Annotated in this window: 16 protein-coding genes; 8 read left to right on the top strand and 8 right to left on the bottom strand. The window is 54.4% G+C overall.

The window, feature by feature from the left end; genetic code table 11:
- The first annotated feature begins 3 nt into the window (after nt 1-3).
- Nucleotides 4-1,812 carry an ABC transporter ATP-binding protein gene (locus KKH3_RS19760; protein ID WP_039363598.1) on the top strand — a complete coding sequence of 603 codons (1,809 nt, stop codon included), beginning with the start codon at nt 4-6 and terminating at the stop codon, nt 1,810-1,812.
- A gap of 75 nt (nt 1,813-1,887) precedes the next feature.
- On the opposite strand, the gene bhsA (KKH3_RS19755) is transcribed toward KKH3_RS19760, so the two are convergent.
- Together bhsA (KKH3_RS19755) and KKH3_RS19750 are read right to left on the bottom strand one after the other, a co-directional pair.
- Nucleotides 1,888-2,145: a multiple stress resistance protein BhsA gene (gene bhsA / locus KKH3_RS19755; RefSeq protein WP_039363595.1), complete on the bottom strand. Its 258-nt coding sequence runs from the start codon at nt 2,143-2,145 to the stop codon at nt 1,888-1,890.
- A gap of 253 nt (nt 2,146-2,398) precedes the next feature.
- Entirely contained in the window at nt 2,399-3,388 is a 990-nt protein-coding gene (locus tag KKH3_RS19750) for an AraC-like ligand-binding domain-containing protein (protein WP_234991543.1), read from the bottom strand.
- Between the two features lie 107 nt (nt 3,389-3,495).
- Between KKH3_RS19750 and KKH3_RS19745 the strand changes: the two genes are divergently transcribed.
- A complete protein-coding gene (locus tag KKH3_RS19745; RefSeq protein ID WP_200802240.1) occupies nt 3,496-4,494 on the top strand; it encodes a carbon-nitrogen hydrolase family protein in 999 nt (332 codons plus the stop codon).
- A 57-nt stretch (nt 4,495-4,551) separates the two neighbouring features.
- Complete coding sequence (locus KKH3_RS19740; protein WP_039363592.1) at nt 4,552-5,427, top strand: transporter; 876 nt, start codon at nt 4,552-4,554, stop codon at nt 5,425-5,427.
- A 90-nt stretch (nt 5,428-5,517) separates the two neighbouring features.
- On the opposite strand, the gene ssuB is transcribed toward KKH3_RS19740, so the two are convergent.
- From ssuB to KKH3_RS19720, 4 genes are read right to left on the bottom strand one after another with little or no spacing between them, the layout of a single operon-like run.
- On the bottom strand, nt 5,518-6,333 hold the full coding sequence (ssuB, locus tag KKH3_RS19735; protein ID WP_052201397.1) for an aliphatic sulfonates ABC transporter ATP-binding protein: 816 nt from the start codon (nt 6,331-6,333) through the stop codon (nt 5,518-5,520).
- The gene (gene ssuC / locus KKH3_RS19730; RefSeq protein ID WP_039363590.1) at nt 6,330-7,124 is read right to left on the bottom strand and encodes an aliphatic sulfonate ABC transporter permease SsuC; all 795 of its coding nucleotides are present in this window, start codon (nt 7,122-7,124) and stop codon (nt 6,330-6,332) included. Before ssuC ends, ssuB begins: the two co-directional genes overlap by 4 nt.
- 10 nt (nt 7,125-7,134) lie before the next feature.
- Nucleotides 7,135-8,277 (bottom strand): FMNH2-dependent alkanesulfonate monooxygenase, encoded by a 1,143-nt coding sequence (gene ssuD / locus KKH3_RS19725; protein ID WP_039363589.1) that lies wholly within the window; start codon nt 8,275-8,277, stop codon nt 7,135-7,137.
- 40 nt (nt 8,278-8,317) lie between these two features.
- Entirely contained in the window at nt 8,318-9,340 is a 1,023-nt protein-coding gene (locus KKH3_RS19720; protein ID WP_039363588.1) for a sulfonate ABC transporter substrate-binding protein, read from the bottom strand.
- 446 nt (nt 9,341-9,786) lie between these two features.
- Here KKH3_RS19720 and KKH3_RS19715 point away from each other — a divergent pair, with 446 nt between their 5' ends.
- From KKH3_RS19715 to KKH3_RS19705, 3 genes are read left to right on the top strand one after another with little or no spacing between them, the layout of a single operon-like run.
- Nucleotides 9,787-10,110 carry a PTS sugar transporter subunit IIB gene (locus tag KKH3_RS19715; RefSeq protein ID WP_072034577.1) on the top strand — a complete coding sequence of 108 codons (324 nt, stop codon included), beginning with the start codon at nt 9,787-9,789 and terminating at the stop codon, nt 10,108-10,110.
- Complete coding sequence (locus KKH3_RS19710) at nt 10,107-11,429, top strand: PTS sugar transporter subunit IIC (RefSeq protein WP_039363586.1); 1,323 nt, start codon at nt 10,107-10,109, stop codon at nt 11,427-11,429. Before KKH3_RS19715 ends, KKH3_RS19710 begins: the two co-directional genes overlap by 4 nt.
- Nucleotides 11,430-11,454: 25 nt before the next feature.
- Entirely contained in the window at nt 11,455-12,852 is a 1,398-nt protein-coding gene (locus tag KKH3_RS19705; protein WP_039363585.1) for a glycoside hydrolase family 1 protein, read from the top strand.
- Between the two features lie 143 nt (nt 12,853-12,995).
- On the opposite strand, the gene bhsA (KKH3_RS19700) is transcribed toward KKH3_RS19705, so the two are convergent.
- Nucleotides 12,996-13,253: a multiple stress resistance protein BhsA gene (bhsA, locus tag KKH3_RS19700; protein WP_039363584.1), complete on the bottom strand. Its 258-nt coding sequence runs from the start codon at nt 13,251-13,253 to the stop codon at nt 12,996-12,998.
- A gap of 235 nt (nt 13,254-13,488) precedes the next feature.
- Here bhsA (KKH3_RS19700) and KKH3_RS19695 point away from each other — a divergent pair, with 235 nt between their 5' ends.
- Nucleotides 13,489-14,769, top strand: a complete 1,281-nt coding sequence (locus KKH3_RS19695; RefSeq protein WP_181939674.1) for a YidR family protein — start codon at nt 13,489-13,491, stop codon at nt 14,767-14,769.
- A gap of 34 nt (nt 14,770-14,803) precedes the next feature.
- Here KKH3_RS19695 and KKH3_RS19690 read toward each other — a convergent pair whose 3' ends face one another.
- Entirely contained in the window at nt 14,804-15,163 is a 360-nt protein-coding gene (locus tag KKH3_RS19690; RefSeq protein ID WP_039363581.1) for a YceK/YidQ family lipoprotein, read from the bottom strand.
- Nucleotides 15,164-15,549: 386 nt separating this feature from the next.
- On the opposite strand from KKH3_RS19690, the gene ibpA reads away from it, so the two are divergent.
- Nucleotides 15,550-15,963: a small heat shock chaperone IbpA gene (ibpA, locus tag KKH3_RS19685; RefSeq protein WP_005976748.1), complete on the top strand. Its 414-nt coding sequence runs from the start codon at nt 15,550-15,552 to the stop codon at nt 15,961-15,963.
- Nucleotides 15,964-16,112 lie beyond the last annotated feature (149 nt).

Here is a 16,112-nt window from a genome sequence, read left to right as displayed (position 1 = left end):
CACATGACAGCGCCGATTATGTCCGTTTCGCATCTGACCACCGCCTTTCAGGTGAACGGCGAGTGGATGAACGTGGTGCGGGATTTGTCCTTCACGATTGGTGAGAAAGAGACGGTCGCCGTAGTGGGGGAATCCGGTTCAGGAAAAAGTGTGATGGCGAAATCCATTATGCGCTTGCTGCCACCCGGTCAAAGCCGGATTGAGGGGCAAATTCAGTTCGGCGATACCGAACTGCTGTCGCTCCCCAATAAAGCGATGCAGGATGTGCGTGGCAACCGCATTGGCATGATTTTTCAGGAGCCGATGACCAGCCTGAATCCGGTTTTGCCGATTGGCTACCAGATTACGGAAGTACTGCGTCGCCATCGCGGCATGGGGAAAGCTGAAGCGCGTGCTGAAGCGGTGCGCCTGCTGGAAAAAGTCCGCATTCCGGCGGCGAAATCACGGTTGAATGAGTACCCGCAAAGTTTCTCCGGCGGGATGCGCCAGCGCGTGGTGATCGCGATTGCGCTGGCCTGCCACCCGAAACTGTTGATTGCCGACGAACCGACGACGGCGCTGGACGTCACCATTCAGGCGCAAATTCTGACGCTGATAAAAACCCTTCAGGAAGAAGAAGGGATGTCGGTGCTGTTTATCACCCACGACATGGGCGTGGTGGCGGAAGTCTCCGATCGCACGCTGGTGATGTATCAGGGCGAAATGGTGGAAAACGCCGTCACGCGGGAAATCTTCCACCATCCGCAACAGCCCTATACCCGCATGCTGCTGTCCGCCGTGCCCAAGCTCGGCTCGATGTCCGGCAGCGCATGGCCGCAGCGCTTCCCGCTGATCGATCTCAAGACGGGCGAGCGCCAACCTGTGCCGGAGGCGGTGAATACCGTGTCGGGTGAAGAACCCGTGCTGACGGTCAAAAATCTGGTCACCCGATTTGATATCCGATCAGGGTTTTTCCGTCGGTTGTCCGGGCGAGTTCACGCGGTGGAGAATGTTTCGTTCGATCTCTGGCCGGGAGAAACGCTCGCGCTGGTTGGGGAGTCGGGCTGTGGGAAATCCACTACCGGTCGGTCGATTATCCGCCTCAACGACGCCGTCAGCGGCGACATTCAACTGCTGGGGAAAAATATCCTCACGGCGGATAAGCGTGAGCTGACGGATTCGCGGCGGCAGATTCAGATGGTGTTTCAGGATCCGTATGAAAGCCTGAATCCGCGCATGCGGATAGGGGAAGCTATCGCCGAACCGATGCTGCTGCACGGTCTGGCGACCCGACAGAATGTGAATGCAAGAGTGAGCGCGTTGCTGGAACAGGTGGGGTTATCCGGCGATATGGCCTCGCGTTTCCCGCATCAGTTCTCCGGCGGGCAACGTCAGCGCGTGTGTATTGCGCGTGCGCTGGCGCTGGAGCCGAAAGTGATTATTGCCGATGAATCGGTGTCGGCGCTGGATGTGTCCGTCAAGGCGCAGGTGATCAACCTGATGCTGGATCTCCAGCAGAAGCTGGGGCTGTCATTCCTGTTTATCTCGCACGATATGGCGGTGGTCGAGCGCATCAGCCACCGCGTAGCGGTGATGTATCTCGGCGAAATCGTGGAGATAGGGCCACGTTCGGCGATCTTCGACAATCCGCAGCATGATTACACCCGACGTCTGATTTCAGCCGTGCCCGTGCCTGACCCAGACACCCGTCCGGTGCGTAATATCACCAATGATGAATTGCGCAGCCCGATGCGCGCACCTGATTTCCATCCTCCTGCACGTCGCTATAAGCAGGTTGGCGAAGGGCATTTTGTCTTAGAGCAGTCAGCGTAACACGGAATATAAAAACGGACTTTCCTCTTGAGTGAGGAAAGTCCGTTTAATTTTTTGATTGTCTATCAGCAGCCATTATTTGTAGATAACGGCGCTGCCGCGCAGTTGGTTATCACCGGTAGCAGAGGTGATAGTGAAGGCGCTGGCACCGGCTTTTTCTGCTTTCTGAGCCAACTGCGCTTGCAGTGAATCCAGGTTACGAGCGGTTGCGCTGACGACACCCACTTTTTCCAGCCCTTGAGCCTGTTGTGAAGACACCAGGTCCGCGGCGAAAGCACCAAAAGACAGGGTAGAAAGTACGACAGCAGCGGCGAAGAATTTTACGTTTTTCATGTGATGTATCCTATTCAATGTTGTTTGGAGTGAAAGGTCATTTCCTTTCGATGAAGAGGATATTACGCCGATGCTTCGAGAAGGGAAAACGGAGTGTTTTGAGAATATCTGTCAATATTTTTGATGGTAAATTGGTGCGCCGTTAGGGTGTTGAGCACATCAACAATCTGGCCGTAGCAGGTGGTCATTTTCCTGACGAGCAGGCCTATATTCAACGCTGGCCTGGGCCAGCACTCAGCCGCTGCACTGCCGGTTAAGCATCACCAGATTGGTGTCGATATTCCGTTGGTGAGCAACCGAATTTCTTTTTGAATGCGCGGGAAAAATACGGCATGTCGGTGAATCCAGAATGCCAGGCTATCTGGCCGATGGGAGCCGCTGAATGAAGCGGTGACCGCAGCGCTTCCGCCGATTTCTCCAGTCGTTGGTCAAGCACATATCTTCCAAAAGACGTGCCATCATGGTGTAACAGCATGTTCAGATAGCGCGCTGAGATACCAAATGATTCAGCAATAGTGGCCGCTGATAGCGTGGTATCCGAAAGGTGCTGGTCGATCATGATTTTAATCTGGAACAGTAAACCCTGATGTGTCCTGCCAGATCTTTTGGCGCCGGATTCGTCGGAGATAATGACGGCCAGGAGTTCAAGGAACTGACCGTATAAGACGGAAGCATGCTGGCATGTCATATCCTCTGGCTGCGTCATCAGATTGTTCAATAGCATCTGAAGAAAAGGCATCAATGCATGCTGCTTACCAAACGCATGTGCAACAAGATGCTCTGTTTTTCCCAGCCTTAGCCCCAAATGCTCAGTGGGGATTTGCACCACATGTTGCCGCGTTTCACTATGAAGGTGCAATTCGTAAGGGAAGCGAGTGTCGTAAAGTCCGAACTCCCCTTGCCCGAGACAAGCATGATTCCCCGCCTGAAGTACGGATGTTTTTCCGTGGCTGATAAAGCTCAACAACACCAGATTGTCAGCATGGTTACTAGCCCCTTTGCGGCATCTGATGACGTCCTGAGCACTGCAACTGACTTCTGATAGCCTCAAGTCTCCCCATAGCCCAGATCTGATCAATCCACGCCGTTCACTGCCGGAAAACGTACTTTCCAGCGGAACGAATGTGCGGCTGATGGCATGACGCCAGTAATCTCCACGTTCGGCATACGAAATATCAGCGGTGTTATAAGTATCCATGTCAGCATCCTCAGGACTGATTAAGTCGTTCGATGCAAATTTCAAACCAGTTCCTTCCCAGACAAGCATCCCTTCCTTCTTGTCATAACGTCGCCCGTGCCGGAGACGGTATATCTGTTACCCGCAGTGTTATTTCACCAGGAGACAGAAACATGATGAATAAACCTATTACCGTGGCCTGCGTACAGGCAGCACCGGTCTTTATGGATCTCGACGGCACAGTAGATAAAACCATTAAGCTGATTGGTGAGGCCGCACAGAAAGGCGCAGACCTGATTGCTTTTCCAGAAACCTGGATACCCGGCTACCCGTGGTTTCTGTGGTTAAATTCACCCGCCGCGAATATGCCTCTGGTTTATGCGTACCATCAGCACTCTTTGGTCTTGGACAGTATCCAAGCCCGACGTATTGCGGATGCAGCGAAGCAAAATAATATCGTTGTGGCGCTGGGTTTTAGTGAGCGTGACCATGGCAGCCTCTATATTTCACAGTGGATTATCGGCAGTGACGGGGAAACCATTGGTACCCGTCGGAAACTCAAAGCCACACACGTGGAGCGTACGCTATTCGGAGAAAGTGATGGTTCGTCGCTGACAACCTGGGAGACTCCGCTGGGCAACATCGGGGCGCTGTGCTGCTGGGAACACCTTCAGCCGCTTTCTCGTTATGCCATGTATTCGCAGCATGAAGAGATCCACATCGCCGCCTGGCCAAGCTTTAGCCTCTACACCAGCGCAACGGCAGCATTGGGTCCAGAGGTCAATACCGCTGCTTCGCGCCTGTATGCCGCAGAAGGGCAGTGTTTCGTGATTGCGCCTTGCGCGGTGGTCTCTGCCGAGATGGTGGCGTTCCTTTGCCCGGACGAGGAGCGCAAAGCACTACTTAGCGCTGGAGGCGGACACGCCCGCATTTATGGTCCAGATGGACGAGATCTCGTCGCTCCGCTCGGTGAGGATGAAGAGGGGTTGCTCATTGCTGAACTGGATCCTGCTGCCATTACCTTTGCCAAATTAGCCGCCGATCCGGTAGGCCACTATTCACGTCCAGACGTCACTCGGCTTCTTTTCAATCCTTCGGCTAATACGCCTGTAGTGAAAAAGGAGTCATTCCCAGAGACACTCAGTGAACCGCTTACCGAAGAGGAAGAATAGACATGGAATCTGCCATCCAGAAACGGGGCTTTTGCGGCAGAACAACGGGGAATCTTCATGAAAAAAATATATGGTAGTACCGGATTTCTTTTCGCCGCGTCTCTCTGCGTGCCGGCCCACGCGCTTGAGTTCTCACCCGGGGACTATGAAATGTTGCCGGCAGATAAAAACCTGGCGTTGGCTTATTTTCAGTATGCTCACAGCGATGCGTTTTTCTCGCAGGATAAAAAAGTCGCTGGCGATTATCGATTACGGACAGAAGCCACGCTGCTGCGCTTTATTCATGGATTTCGCCCAACGGAAGATATCAGTATCGAGCCGCAAATGATTATTCCGTTTGCCAAGGCGGATGCGATGGGGGATGCGAGTTCACTCGGAAACGCTTCCGGTATGGGAGATATTGTTCTGGGGGTGCCTTTCAAGTTCAGGGTGAATAACTCAGGCGCGGATATTCTTGCTCTGGCACCGTTTATTTATGCTCCAACCGGAGCCTACGATAATGAACAAGCGATAAATATTGGCGAAAATCGCTGGCGTTATTTATTGCAGGGGGTGTGGATCCATCATTTCTCCGATTCCTGGGCTTTTGATACCGGAGTGGATGTCTCCTGGACGACGGCAAATGGTGAATTCGGAGCAAATAAAACCACGCTCAAGCAAAGTCCACGCTATGAATATCAGGCGTATCTTCGCTATAACCTGACACCAGCCACCCAGTTTGGGGTCGGCGGCGGATGGATAACGGGAGCGGAGAGCCGTATTAATGGCGTGAGTCAGGATGACCGGCTCGACAGTACTTATGTCCGTCTCTCTGCGTCTCATTTCATTACGCCTGGCGTTCAGCTTCAGCTATCAGGTGGTCGGGATCTTTCCGTCGAACAGGGATTCAAACAGGATACCAACCTCAGTCTGAGGCTTGGCTTTCTTTTCTGACATTAACCCAATGAGATACATAGCGATTCAGCCGCTGGGTATCTCATATTATTGAATCATGCTGACTTATTTTCACGAGAGCGCCCAGCGCTAGGATGACCTCGCTATCGCTGGCGGAGTGACAGAAAGTGATGTGGTTGGCGGGGTGAGAACGCGTTCCAGGACATTCGCTTCCAGTTCCGCCAGCTTTGCCGAACCGCGACGCCGTGGTCGGGGTAAATCGACCGTGATATCCAACCCTACGCGACCTTCTTCGATCAGAATCACGCGGTCGGCCAGCGCAATGGCTTCGGAGACATCGTGTGTGACCAGCAACACGGTGAACCCATGTTGGAGCCACAGATTTTCGATCAGGCTTTGCATCTCGATACGGGTCAAGGCATCCAGCGCCCCTAGCGGTTCATCCAGCAGCAGTAAGCGTGGATGATGAATGAGCGCACGCGCCAGCGCGACGCGCTGTTTCTGACCACCGGACAGTGCCGCCGGCCAGTCGCTCGCGCGATCCGCCAGCCCGACAGCAGCCAGCGCGTCCTGCGCTTTCTCCCGCCAGTTGCCGCGCAGCCCCAATCCGACATTATCGATTACCTTTTTCCACGGCAGCAGGCGCGCTTCCTGAAACATCAGCCGCGTGTCGTCTTTCGCGCTGCTGAGCGGCGCGGTGCCGGTCAGCAGTTCGCCGCTGCTGGCGGCTTCCAGCCCGGCAAGCAGGCGCAGCAGGGTGCTTTTGCCGCAGCCGCTGCGGCCGACGATGGCCACAAACTGCCCGGAAGGAATGCGCAACTGCACGTCATTCAGCACGGTGCGGTGGCCGTAGTGCTTGGTGATGGCGTCGAGCGTCAGCGGCGTCCCTTTGGTGAGCGGCGACGGTGAATGAGAGTGCGTTGCAGAATCGGTAACAGCGGTCATGATGCGTCCCCCGATGAGGTTTGATAAGCCGGATTCCAGCGCAGCCAAATGCGCTCCAGCCCCTGCGCGCTGATATCGGCCAGCTTGCCGAGCAGGGCGTAAAGGATGATGGCGACCACCACCACGTCTGTTTGCAGAAATTCGCGGGCGTTCATGGCGAGGTAGCCGATGCCGGAGTTGGCAGAAATGGTTTCCGCGACGATGAGCGTTAGCCACATAAAGCCCAGCGCAAAACGAATACCGACCATGATAGATGGCAGCGCACCGGGCAGCACCACCTGAGAGAACAGGCTAATACCGGAAAGGCCATAACTACGCGCCATTTCCAGCAGACCGCGATCGATGTTTTTAATGCCGTGATAGGTGTTGAGATAAACCGGGAACAGCGTACCCAGCGCGACCAGAAAGATCTTGGCCGCCTCATCAATGCCGAACCACAGGATCACCAGCGGAATGAGTGCCAGATGAGGCACGTTGCGGATCATCTGCACCGAACTGTCCAGCAGGCGCTCGCCCCAGCGTGACAGCCCGGTGATAAAACCAAGCACCAATCCGATACTGCCGCCGATAGCAAACCCGATCAGGGCGCGCCAACCGCTGATAGCCAGATGCTGCCAGAGCTCGCCGTTAGCGATGAGCGACCACCCTGCGGTGATCACTGAACTGGGCGCAGGCAGAATTCGGTTAGATAGCCAGCCGAACTCGACGGAGACCTGCCACGCGACCAGTAGCGTCACGGGGAGCAGGAAAGGCGCAAACCGCTGTGCCAGTGAAGAGAGCGTTCTTGCCATGATCGGTTCCTCAGCTTTGCGAAACGTTGCGCGGCACATAACGATTTGCCACCACTTCTCCCGCATTGCTCACCGCATGCAGAGGCGTGGGCTGCTGTGCCAGATCGAGGTGCGGGAACAGCAGTTCGCCCACGCGATACGCCTCTTCCAGATGTGGATAGCCGGACAGAATAAAGGTATCAATCCCGAGATCGGCGTATTCCTGAATGCGTTCGGCCACCGTCGGGCCATCGCCAACCAGCGCGGTACCCGCGCCGCCGCGCACCAGACCGATGCCTGCCCACAGATTCGGGCTGATCTCCAGCTTGTCCTTTTTGCCGCCGTGCAGGGCGGCCATGCGCTGCTGACCGACAGAATCGAAACGCGCGAGCGCCGCCTGTGCGTCGGCGATGGTTTTTTCATCCAGATGGGAAATCAGCCGATCGGCAGCTTGCCAGGCCTCTTCAGTGGTTTCCCGCACGATGACGTGCAGGCGAATACCGAAGCGAACCTCACGACCTTGCGCCGCCGCTTTGGCGCGGACTTCCGCCAACTTTTCTTTAACTTGCTCAGGCGGTTCACCCCATGTCAGGTAGAGATCGACCTGCTCTGCCGCCAGATTCTGCGCGGCCTCAGAGGAACCACCAAAGTAGAGCGGTGGACGCGGCTGCTGAACGGGCGGATAAAGCAGTTTGGCGTCTTTGACCTGAATATGTTTGCCTGCGAAATCGACGGTTTCACCTTCCAGTAGTCTGCGCCAGATATGAGTGAATTCCGCCGAGGCTTCGTAGCGTTCTTCATGGCTGAGGAACAGCCCTTCGGCGGCCAACTCTTCCGGGTCGCCGCCAGTCACCAGATTGAACAGCGCCCGACCGTTCGACAGCCTGTCCAGCGTCGCGGCCTGACGTGCGGCGATGGTGGGGGAAATCACACCGGGGCGCAGGGCGACGAGAAATTTTAGCCGCTGCGTCACTGGAATGAGCGAGGCTGCAACGAGCCAGGAATCCTCGCAGGAGCGACCTGTCGGCAGCAGTACGCCGCCGAATCCTTGCCGCTCAGCGGCCTGTGCCACCTGTTGCAGGTAGCTGTAGTCAACATGACGTGCGCCCTCAGTGCTACCAAGATAGCGACCGTCTCCGTGGGTGGGCAGAAACCAGAATACGTTAAGACTCATGGTGTTAACTCCTTGAACAATCTTGTTTGGGATAAGCGGGTTAGTTCGCTTTGGGACGCCAGACGCGCTCTGCGATATTGACCTTCACTGGCACCAGCCGATTTTCATAAAACAGGTCGGCGGTGGATTGCTGTGCCTGTATCGTGGCGGCATCCAGCGGTTCGACAGTGGTCGGTGGGCGATGATCGAGCGCCGTTTCAATCACTTTTTCCGGCAGTCCTACCGCGTTTGCCAGCAGTGTGACGCTTTGCGCCCGGTCGCTGATCGTTAAGGCATCCGCCTTGGTCAGCACGTCCAGCACCTGACGAATAAAGGTGCCGTGCGCCTCGGTGTAAGGACGGCCAGCCAGATAGAAGGAACCGGTTTTGCCCAGCCCGCTGCTGTCAACCAGTACGCGGACGCCGCCTTCCAACAGCGCGGCGGAATAGTAGGGATCCCAAATTGCCCATGCATCGACGTTGCCTTGCTGGAAGGCGGCGCGGGCGTCAGCAGGGGTCAGGTAGGTCGGTTTGATATCGGTAAATTTCAGCCCGTCGCGTTGCAGCGCTCGCAGCAGCGTGTTGTGCGCACTGGAGCCTTTCTGGAAGGCGACCTTACGACCTTTTAGGTCGGAAACAGTTTTCACCGGGCTGTCTTCCCGCACCAGAATCACTTCGGCTTCGGGCTTCGGCGGTTCCACGCCGACATACAGCAGGTCAGCGCCGGCGGCCTGCGCAAAAATAGGCGGGATATCGCCGGTACCGCCCAGATCGATGCTGCCAACATTAAGCGCTTCCAGCATCTGCGGCCCGGCAGGGAATTCAATCCAGCTGATTTTGGTGTTGGGGAACTGCTTTTCCAGCAGTTGGTGCGATTTTGCCAGCACCAGACTGACCGAGCCTTTCTGGTAGCCGACGCGTAATTGCGTCGGGACGCTGTCCTGCGCATGAGCGGCGGACATGAGCAGCACGGCACCGGTGGCCAGAATGGTGGGGAGCTGGCGCAGCCGCGCCGTCACGTTGTTCCATAATGACGCGCTTTCTCCACGCCCTTCCGTGACCGATTGTTTCATCATCAATGACATGCTTGTGGTCTCTCCCTTATAACTAAAAATTAAAATACACCGAGAAAATGAAACATCAGGTGATAAACATAACAGGTGGAGGGCGGGCTTTTTAAATCTCAATTTGTCGTTTTTATAGCCAAAAGTAGAAAATGCCTGAAATCAGCACACTTAGCGTTATAAGCACAGCAATAGTGGGTTTTATCTGTCCTTCACGTCTGAAATACGTTTTCCATGACCTGCCTCACATTGTTTCCGGCAATGTCTACTATTTCGTGAACCTATTCTCATATCTTGTTTTTTTTCATGGAAAACGGTTTCCATTGTGTTTCCATGAAAGGGTTTCTAATGCATATATCCAATGGCCGTGTTGATTCACGATGCTTTATTGATGACGTTTTTTTATTCATAACGCTTTTTATTCGTAACGCTTTTTATTCATAACGTAATGCGACGGGGTATTGAAAATGAAAAGGATCATGCTTTGTTGTTCCGCTGGGATGTCTACCAGCCTTTTAATGAGAAAGATGAAGGAGGCGGCCAGCTCACGTGGTCTGGACGTTGAGATTGCCGCCTACGCCGCCCATGAATTTGATGAACAGGTCGGGAAGTATGACATTGTGCTGCTGGGGCCACAGGTGAAATATATGCTGGCGTCCTTTCAGGAGAAAGCCGCGGGAAAAGGCGTGCCCGTAGCAGCGATAGACATGATGGATTACGGTATGCAGCGCGGTGACAACGTGCTGGATTTCGCCTTTTCACTGATCGAAAAATCAGGACAACCGCTATGAGTGGCCTCTATCAGTCGATGGTGAATATCATCGAGCAAAAAATTACCCCGCTGGCGGGTGTGGTGGGACAACAGCGTCACATCATCGCGATTCGTGATGGTTTTATCGCCGCGCTGCCTTTCATGATCATCGGTTCGTTTATGCTGGTGTTCATTTTCCCGCCGTTTGCGCCGGATACCACGCTGGGATTTGCCCGCGCGTGGCTCGATTTTTCCGTTGCCTACCGTGAACAGCTGATGCTGCCGTACTACCTCAGTATGGGGGTCATGACCTTCTTTATCTCGGTGGGGATTGGGGCCAGCCTCGGCAAGCATTACAAGCTGGATCCGATCATGACCGGCCTGCTGGCGCTGATGGCATTCTTGCTGGTGGCGGCGCCTTATCACGAGAAGCAAATTTCCACCCAGTACTTCTCTGGGGAAGGGATTTTTACCGCGATTCTGACCGCGATTTATGCGGGTGAGGTGTATGCCTGGCTGAAGAAACGTAACATCACAATTCGCCTGCCGAAAGAGGTGCCGACTGGCGTGGCGCGTTCGTTTGAAATCCTCATTCCGGTGCTGGTCATCGTCGCGACGCTGCATCCGTTTAATCTGTTCATCCAGTCTGCGACCGGCATGATTATCCCGGAAGCCATCATGCACCTGCTGGCACCGCTGATTTCGGCGTCGGATTCGCTGCCTGCGATTCTGATTTCGGTATTTATTTGCCAGATTTTGTGGTTTGCCGGGATTCACGGCGCGCTGATCGTTACCGGGATTATGAACCCGTTCTGGATGACCAACCTGGCACTGAATCAGGCTGCGCTTTCGGCGGGAGCGCCGCTGCCGCATATTTATTTGCAGGGCTTCTGGGATCACTACCTGCTGATCGGCGGGGTCGGTTCCACGCTGCCGCTGGCCTTTTTGCTGCTGCGTAGTCGCGCCGTTCATCTGCGTACGATTGGCCGTATGGGCGTAGTGCCGAGCTTTTTCAACATCAACGAACCGATTCTGTTTGGCGCGCCGATCATCATGAATCCGCTGCTGTTCCTGCCGTTTATTTTCGTGCCGATGGTCAATGCTGTCATTGCCTATACGGCGACGAAGCTCGGCTGGATCGCGCAGGTGGTTTCCCTGACTCCGTGGACGACGCCTGCACCGATTGGCGCATCATGGGCGGCGAACTGGGCGTTTAGCCCAGTGATCATGTGTTTGCTCTGCATGGTGATGTCGGCCGCGATGTATTACCCGTTCCTGAAAGTCTATGAGCGCACGTTGCTCAAACAGGAGCAGGAGAAACAACAGCAGGCCGCAGGCGAAGCCAGCGCCAGCGTATAAACACGAGTGAAGCAGAGAGGAACGTATGCACGATCATCTTCAGAACGATTTTCGCTTTCCCGCGAATTTTTGGTGGGGCAGCGCCAGTTCGGCACCGCAAACGGAAGGCGAAAGCCTCAACGATGGTAAAAGCGCCACCGTGTGGGACGAATGGTTTGCCACGCAGCCCGGCCGTTTTCACCAGCAGGTTGGGCCGGCGGATACTTCCACGTTTTATCAGCACTGGCGTGAAGATATCGCGTTGCTGAAGACGCTGAATCACAACACGTTCCGAACGTCGATCTCCTGGGCGCGGCTGATTCCTGATGGCGTCGGTGAGCCGAATCCGCAGGCGGTCGCGTTTTATAATCAGATCATTGATGAAATGCTGGCGCAGGGCATCACGCCGTTTATCAATCTGTTCCATTTTGATATGCCGATGGTGATGCAACGGATGGGCGGCTGGGAAAACCGGGCGGTGGCGGCGGCCTATGCAGGCTATGCAGCGACCTGCTTCCGCCTGTTTGGTGACAGAGTAAAGCACTGGTTTACGTTCAATGAACCCGTGGTGCCGGTCGAAGGCGGGTATCTGTATGATTTCCACTACCCGAACGTGGTGGATTTCAAACGAGCTGCCACGGTGGCGTACCACACCATGCTGGCGCACGCGCTGGCGGTGAGGGCGTATCGCGAGCAGTCTCAGGGCGGGGAAATTGGCATTATCCTCAACCTGACGCCTTCCTACCCGCGATCGCAGCATCCGGCGGATGTCAAAGCCGCCAACATTGCCGATCTGATGTTTAACCGCAGTTTCCTTGATCCTGCGCTGAGGGGCGAATATCCGCAGGAACTGGTCGATCTGCTACATCAATACGGCCAACTGCCGAGCTGTCAGCCTAACGATCGGGCGCTGCTGGCCGATGGGATTGTCGATCTGCTGGGCATTAACTATTACCAGCCGCGCCGTATTCAGTGCCGCGACAGTCTGGTCAACCCTGATAGCCCGTTTATGCCCGAGTGGTTCTTCTCCAGCTATGACATGCCGGGACGCAAAATGAATCCCTATCGCGGTTGGGAAATTTATGAACCGGGCATCTATGACATCCTGACCAACCTGCGGGTGAATTACGGCAATCCGCGCTGCTTTATTTCGGAAAACGGCATGGGGGTGGAGAATGAACAACGTTTCGATGCCAACGGCCAGATTCAGGATGATTACCGCATCGATTTTGTCCGCGATCACCTGAAATTTGTACACAAAGGTATCGCGGAAGGCAGTAACTGCCTCGGCTACCATATGTGGACGTTTATCGATAACTGGTCGTGGTCGAATGCCTATAAAAACCGCTATGGTTTCGTGCAACTGGATTTGGCGACGCAAAAACGCACGGTGAAGAAAAGCGGGGAATGGTTCGCGGCGATAGCGGCCGAAAATGGTTTCTGAGGACAAGGTTTTTTGAAGACAAGCGCGCATAAAAAAACCGGCTTGCCCTGATGAGGAGGCAAGCCGGAAAGAGGGTAATACGTGATGTCTTGCAGGTGTTTCTATGATGACTTATCGGGATAAAAACTCTGGGTAAACAACGATTAGTTGAAGATTACCGCAGAGCCACGCAGCTGATCGTTACCGGTCGCAGACGTGATGGTATAAGCTTTAGCGCCTGCTTTTTCTGCTTTCGCCGCGAGCTTAGCCTGTAGTGAGCTAAGGTCTTTAGCCGTAGCGGTAACGACGCCTGCTTTTTCCAGGTTCTGAGCCTGTGAAGGTGACACATATTCAGCAGCAGAAGCACCGAAAGTCATGGTAGCGAGAACAACAGCAGCAGCGATGGTTTTTACGTTTTTCATGATGTCTTATCCTTTTCTGTTTGATAGGTGAAAGGGGGCTGCCCTTTCGATATGAAGAATGTTACGCCGATGCTAATGAATTAAAAAACGGATGTTATTGAGGTATTCTTTCTATTTTTTTGAATGACAATTATGATTGTTTTTTGTTTTTTTTAAATAAAAAACAATATGTTATACATAAAACTGAGTTTTATTTACAAAACACTGACTGATATTGAATAAGTGGGGTGATGGCTTGTCTGATGAGGTTCAACTAACATTTAATGCTGTAGGTCATCAACTTACTAACATTAATTGCTGGTCATGCGATGGAATGTGGCTGGTTTATGATGTAAGACCTTATGGATCTTCATTCACAGGACTGACCATTGAACGAATACACCTGAAAAGTCTGAAGACCGAGGTGATTTACCGTGCGACGGCGGGGGCGCATGTGGGCGTGGTGACCTGTAGCCCGCAGGAGCCGCTGCGCTATGTCTTTATCCACGGGCCGGAAAATCCAGACGGCGAGTGGCAGTATGACTTTCACCATCGTCGCGGAACGATAGTGGCGGATCGCCAGCGCGATGAGGCCATCACGCTCGATGCCTTCTCTATTACGCCGCCTTATCAGGCCGGCGCGCTGCGTGGTGGTACGCATGTCCACGTCTTCAGCCCGGATGCCAGCCGCCTGAGCTTTACCTATAACGACCACGTACTGCATGAGTGCGATCCGGCACTGAACTTGCGCAACGTGGGTGTCGCCGTGCCGCTACAGGGCGTTGTGGTTGAGAAAAGCCATCCTCGTGAATATGACGGCAGCCACTATTGTGTGCTGGTCAGCAAAACGACGCCGCAGCCGCAGCCCGGTAGTGATGAAATCAATCGCGCCTATGAAGAAGGCTGGGTGGGGGCTTCGGGCTATATCCGGCAAGATGGCTCGCGCCAACGCTGGGCGCTAGCGTTTATCGGCGATACGCGTGCGGCGGACGGGACAACGGTGCCAGAGATCTTTATCGTCGATTTGCCGGACGCGCTGGAAGAGTACGCCACAACAGGCGATGCGCCACTGATGGGCACGGCAACGTCAATGCCTGCACCACCTGCGAGTGTGCAGCAGCGACGTTTAACCTTTACGCACTCGCGCCGTTATCCTGGTTTGGTCAATCAGCCGCGCCACTGGCTACGTGCCTCGCCCGACGGCAGTGAGATTGCGTTTCTGATGCGGGATGAGGCAGGTGTGGTGCAGCTGTGGACGCTTTCCCCGAATGGCGGTGAACCAAGACAGGTAACGCGCACGGAACACGGCGTACAGTCTGCCTTTAACTGGCACCCGGACGGACATTCTCTGGCATTTGTGTGTGATAACAGCATCATGCTGTGTGATGCGGAAAGTGGTGAGCTTATTCGGCTGACGGCGCGGACGGACAGTGCACCGAGTGCGGATGCCGTGGTCTTTTCCCCTGATGGGGAGCACATTGCGTATATGCGGGAGATTGACGGTTTTAATCAGCTTTTCGTCGTCGCAACGGCGTAGCGGGTTTCGCTGGTTTATGGCGAGAGTGGTGCTATCACAGCTGATTATGCGGTGTGGTGGCGAGCTGTGAACTGGCGGTCTGGCTTTGTTCTTCGCTGTGCGAAATACGTTCGCGTGTCGACAATTTGTTCTTATCGCTGCTGCCCGCGCGGTAGTAGTCGTAGGGTAGCAATAGCGTGTCAGCGACCGCCGAGAACGGCAGGTCGATCGCGACCAGCGGCATCATGGCCCAACTGGTCTCGTCGTCACGCAGCATATCCACATTGGCGCGCGTGCCGGAATAGTATCCCTGATCGCTTCCGGTATGCGTCATCACGCTGGAGCAACCGCTGGTTGCCACCGCACCGCTACCAGTAATGATGAAAGAGAACAACGCACTTTTCAGTAAGGTCATATTCCTGTCCATTAAGAACCGCTGCCAGAGCGGGTCAAAGCTTAATACTGGTCACTTAAGTCCGTTTTTAGGGGAAACACAGGGGGAGGTTCCCGCAGGACGCCTCACTTCTGTGGTCGCCCCGTGTATCTCAATGCTTAAACGATCGGTATGAGGTCAAAGCCTGCCTATCTTGAGTGTATGTGATAACGCCCACTGTGTGAGTGAATATTGCATGAAACCCAGAGATTTTTCTTTTTTGCCTCTTGAAAGTCTGAAGGGGGTCACCATATTGATGGTAAGCCGGAAGGAAAATGATATGCCGTCAGGGTATCTGTTCCGGCTGTGAGCCTGTCCTTAGGGAAGGTAAAAAATAAATCCTCGCTGCATGTTTAGGAGGCTGTTTTATGCGTAACCCCGATTTTTCCCCACTGTATCGTTCTGCTATTGGTTTTGATCGCCTGTTCAACCTATTAGAAACCGGCCAGACCCAGAGTAACGGCGGCTACCCTCCCTACAACGTCGAGCTGGTTGACGAGAACCAATACCGCATCGCGATTGCCGTAGCCGGCTTTGCCGAGCAGGAACTGGACATCACCGCACACGACAACTTATTGATTGTAAAAGGTGCCCACGCCGGTGAGCAGGTTGCCCGCAACTACCTGTATCAGGGGATTGCCGAGCGCAACTTTGAACGTAAATTCCAACTGGCCGAACATATTCAGGTAAAAGGCGCCAATCTGGAAAATGGGCTGCTGTATATCGATCTCGAACGTATCGTGCCGGAAGCGATGAAGCCGCGCCGGATTGAAATTAAGTAAATCACTATCAAATCGATTGCGCATTGCCTGAAACGGCAATGCCGTAAATGAACGCCTCGTCTGCCGAATGGGGACGACGCCAGCTATTGAACGTGGCTGGCATAAGGTACGCCCGCATGGGCATCTTAATCTCGCTTCTTAGAAGGAGT

It is taken from the genome of Pectobacterium actinidiae (assembly GCF_000803315.1).
Taxonomy (GTDB): Bacteria; Pseudomonadota; Gammaproteobacteria; order Enterobacterales; family Enterobacteriaceae; genus Pectobacterium; species Pectobacterium actinidiae.
This window is presented reverse-complemented; position numbering and strand designations above follow the sequence as displayed.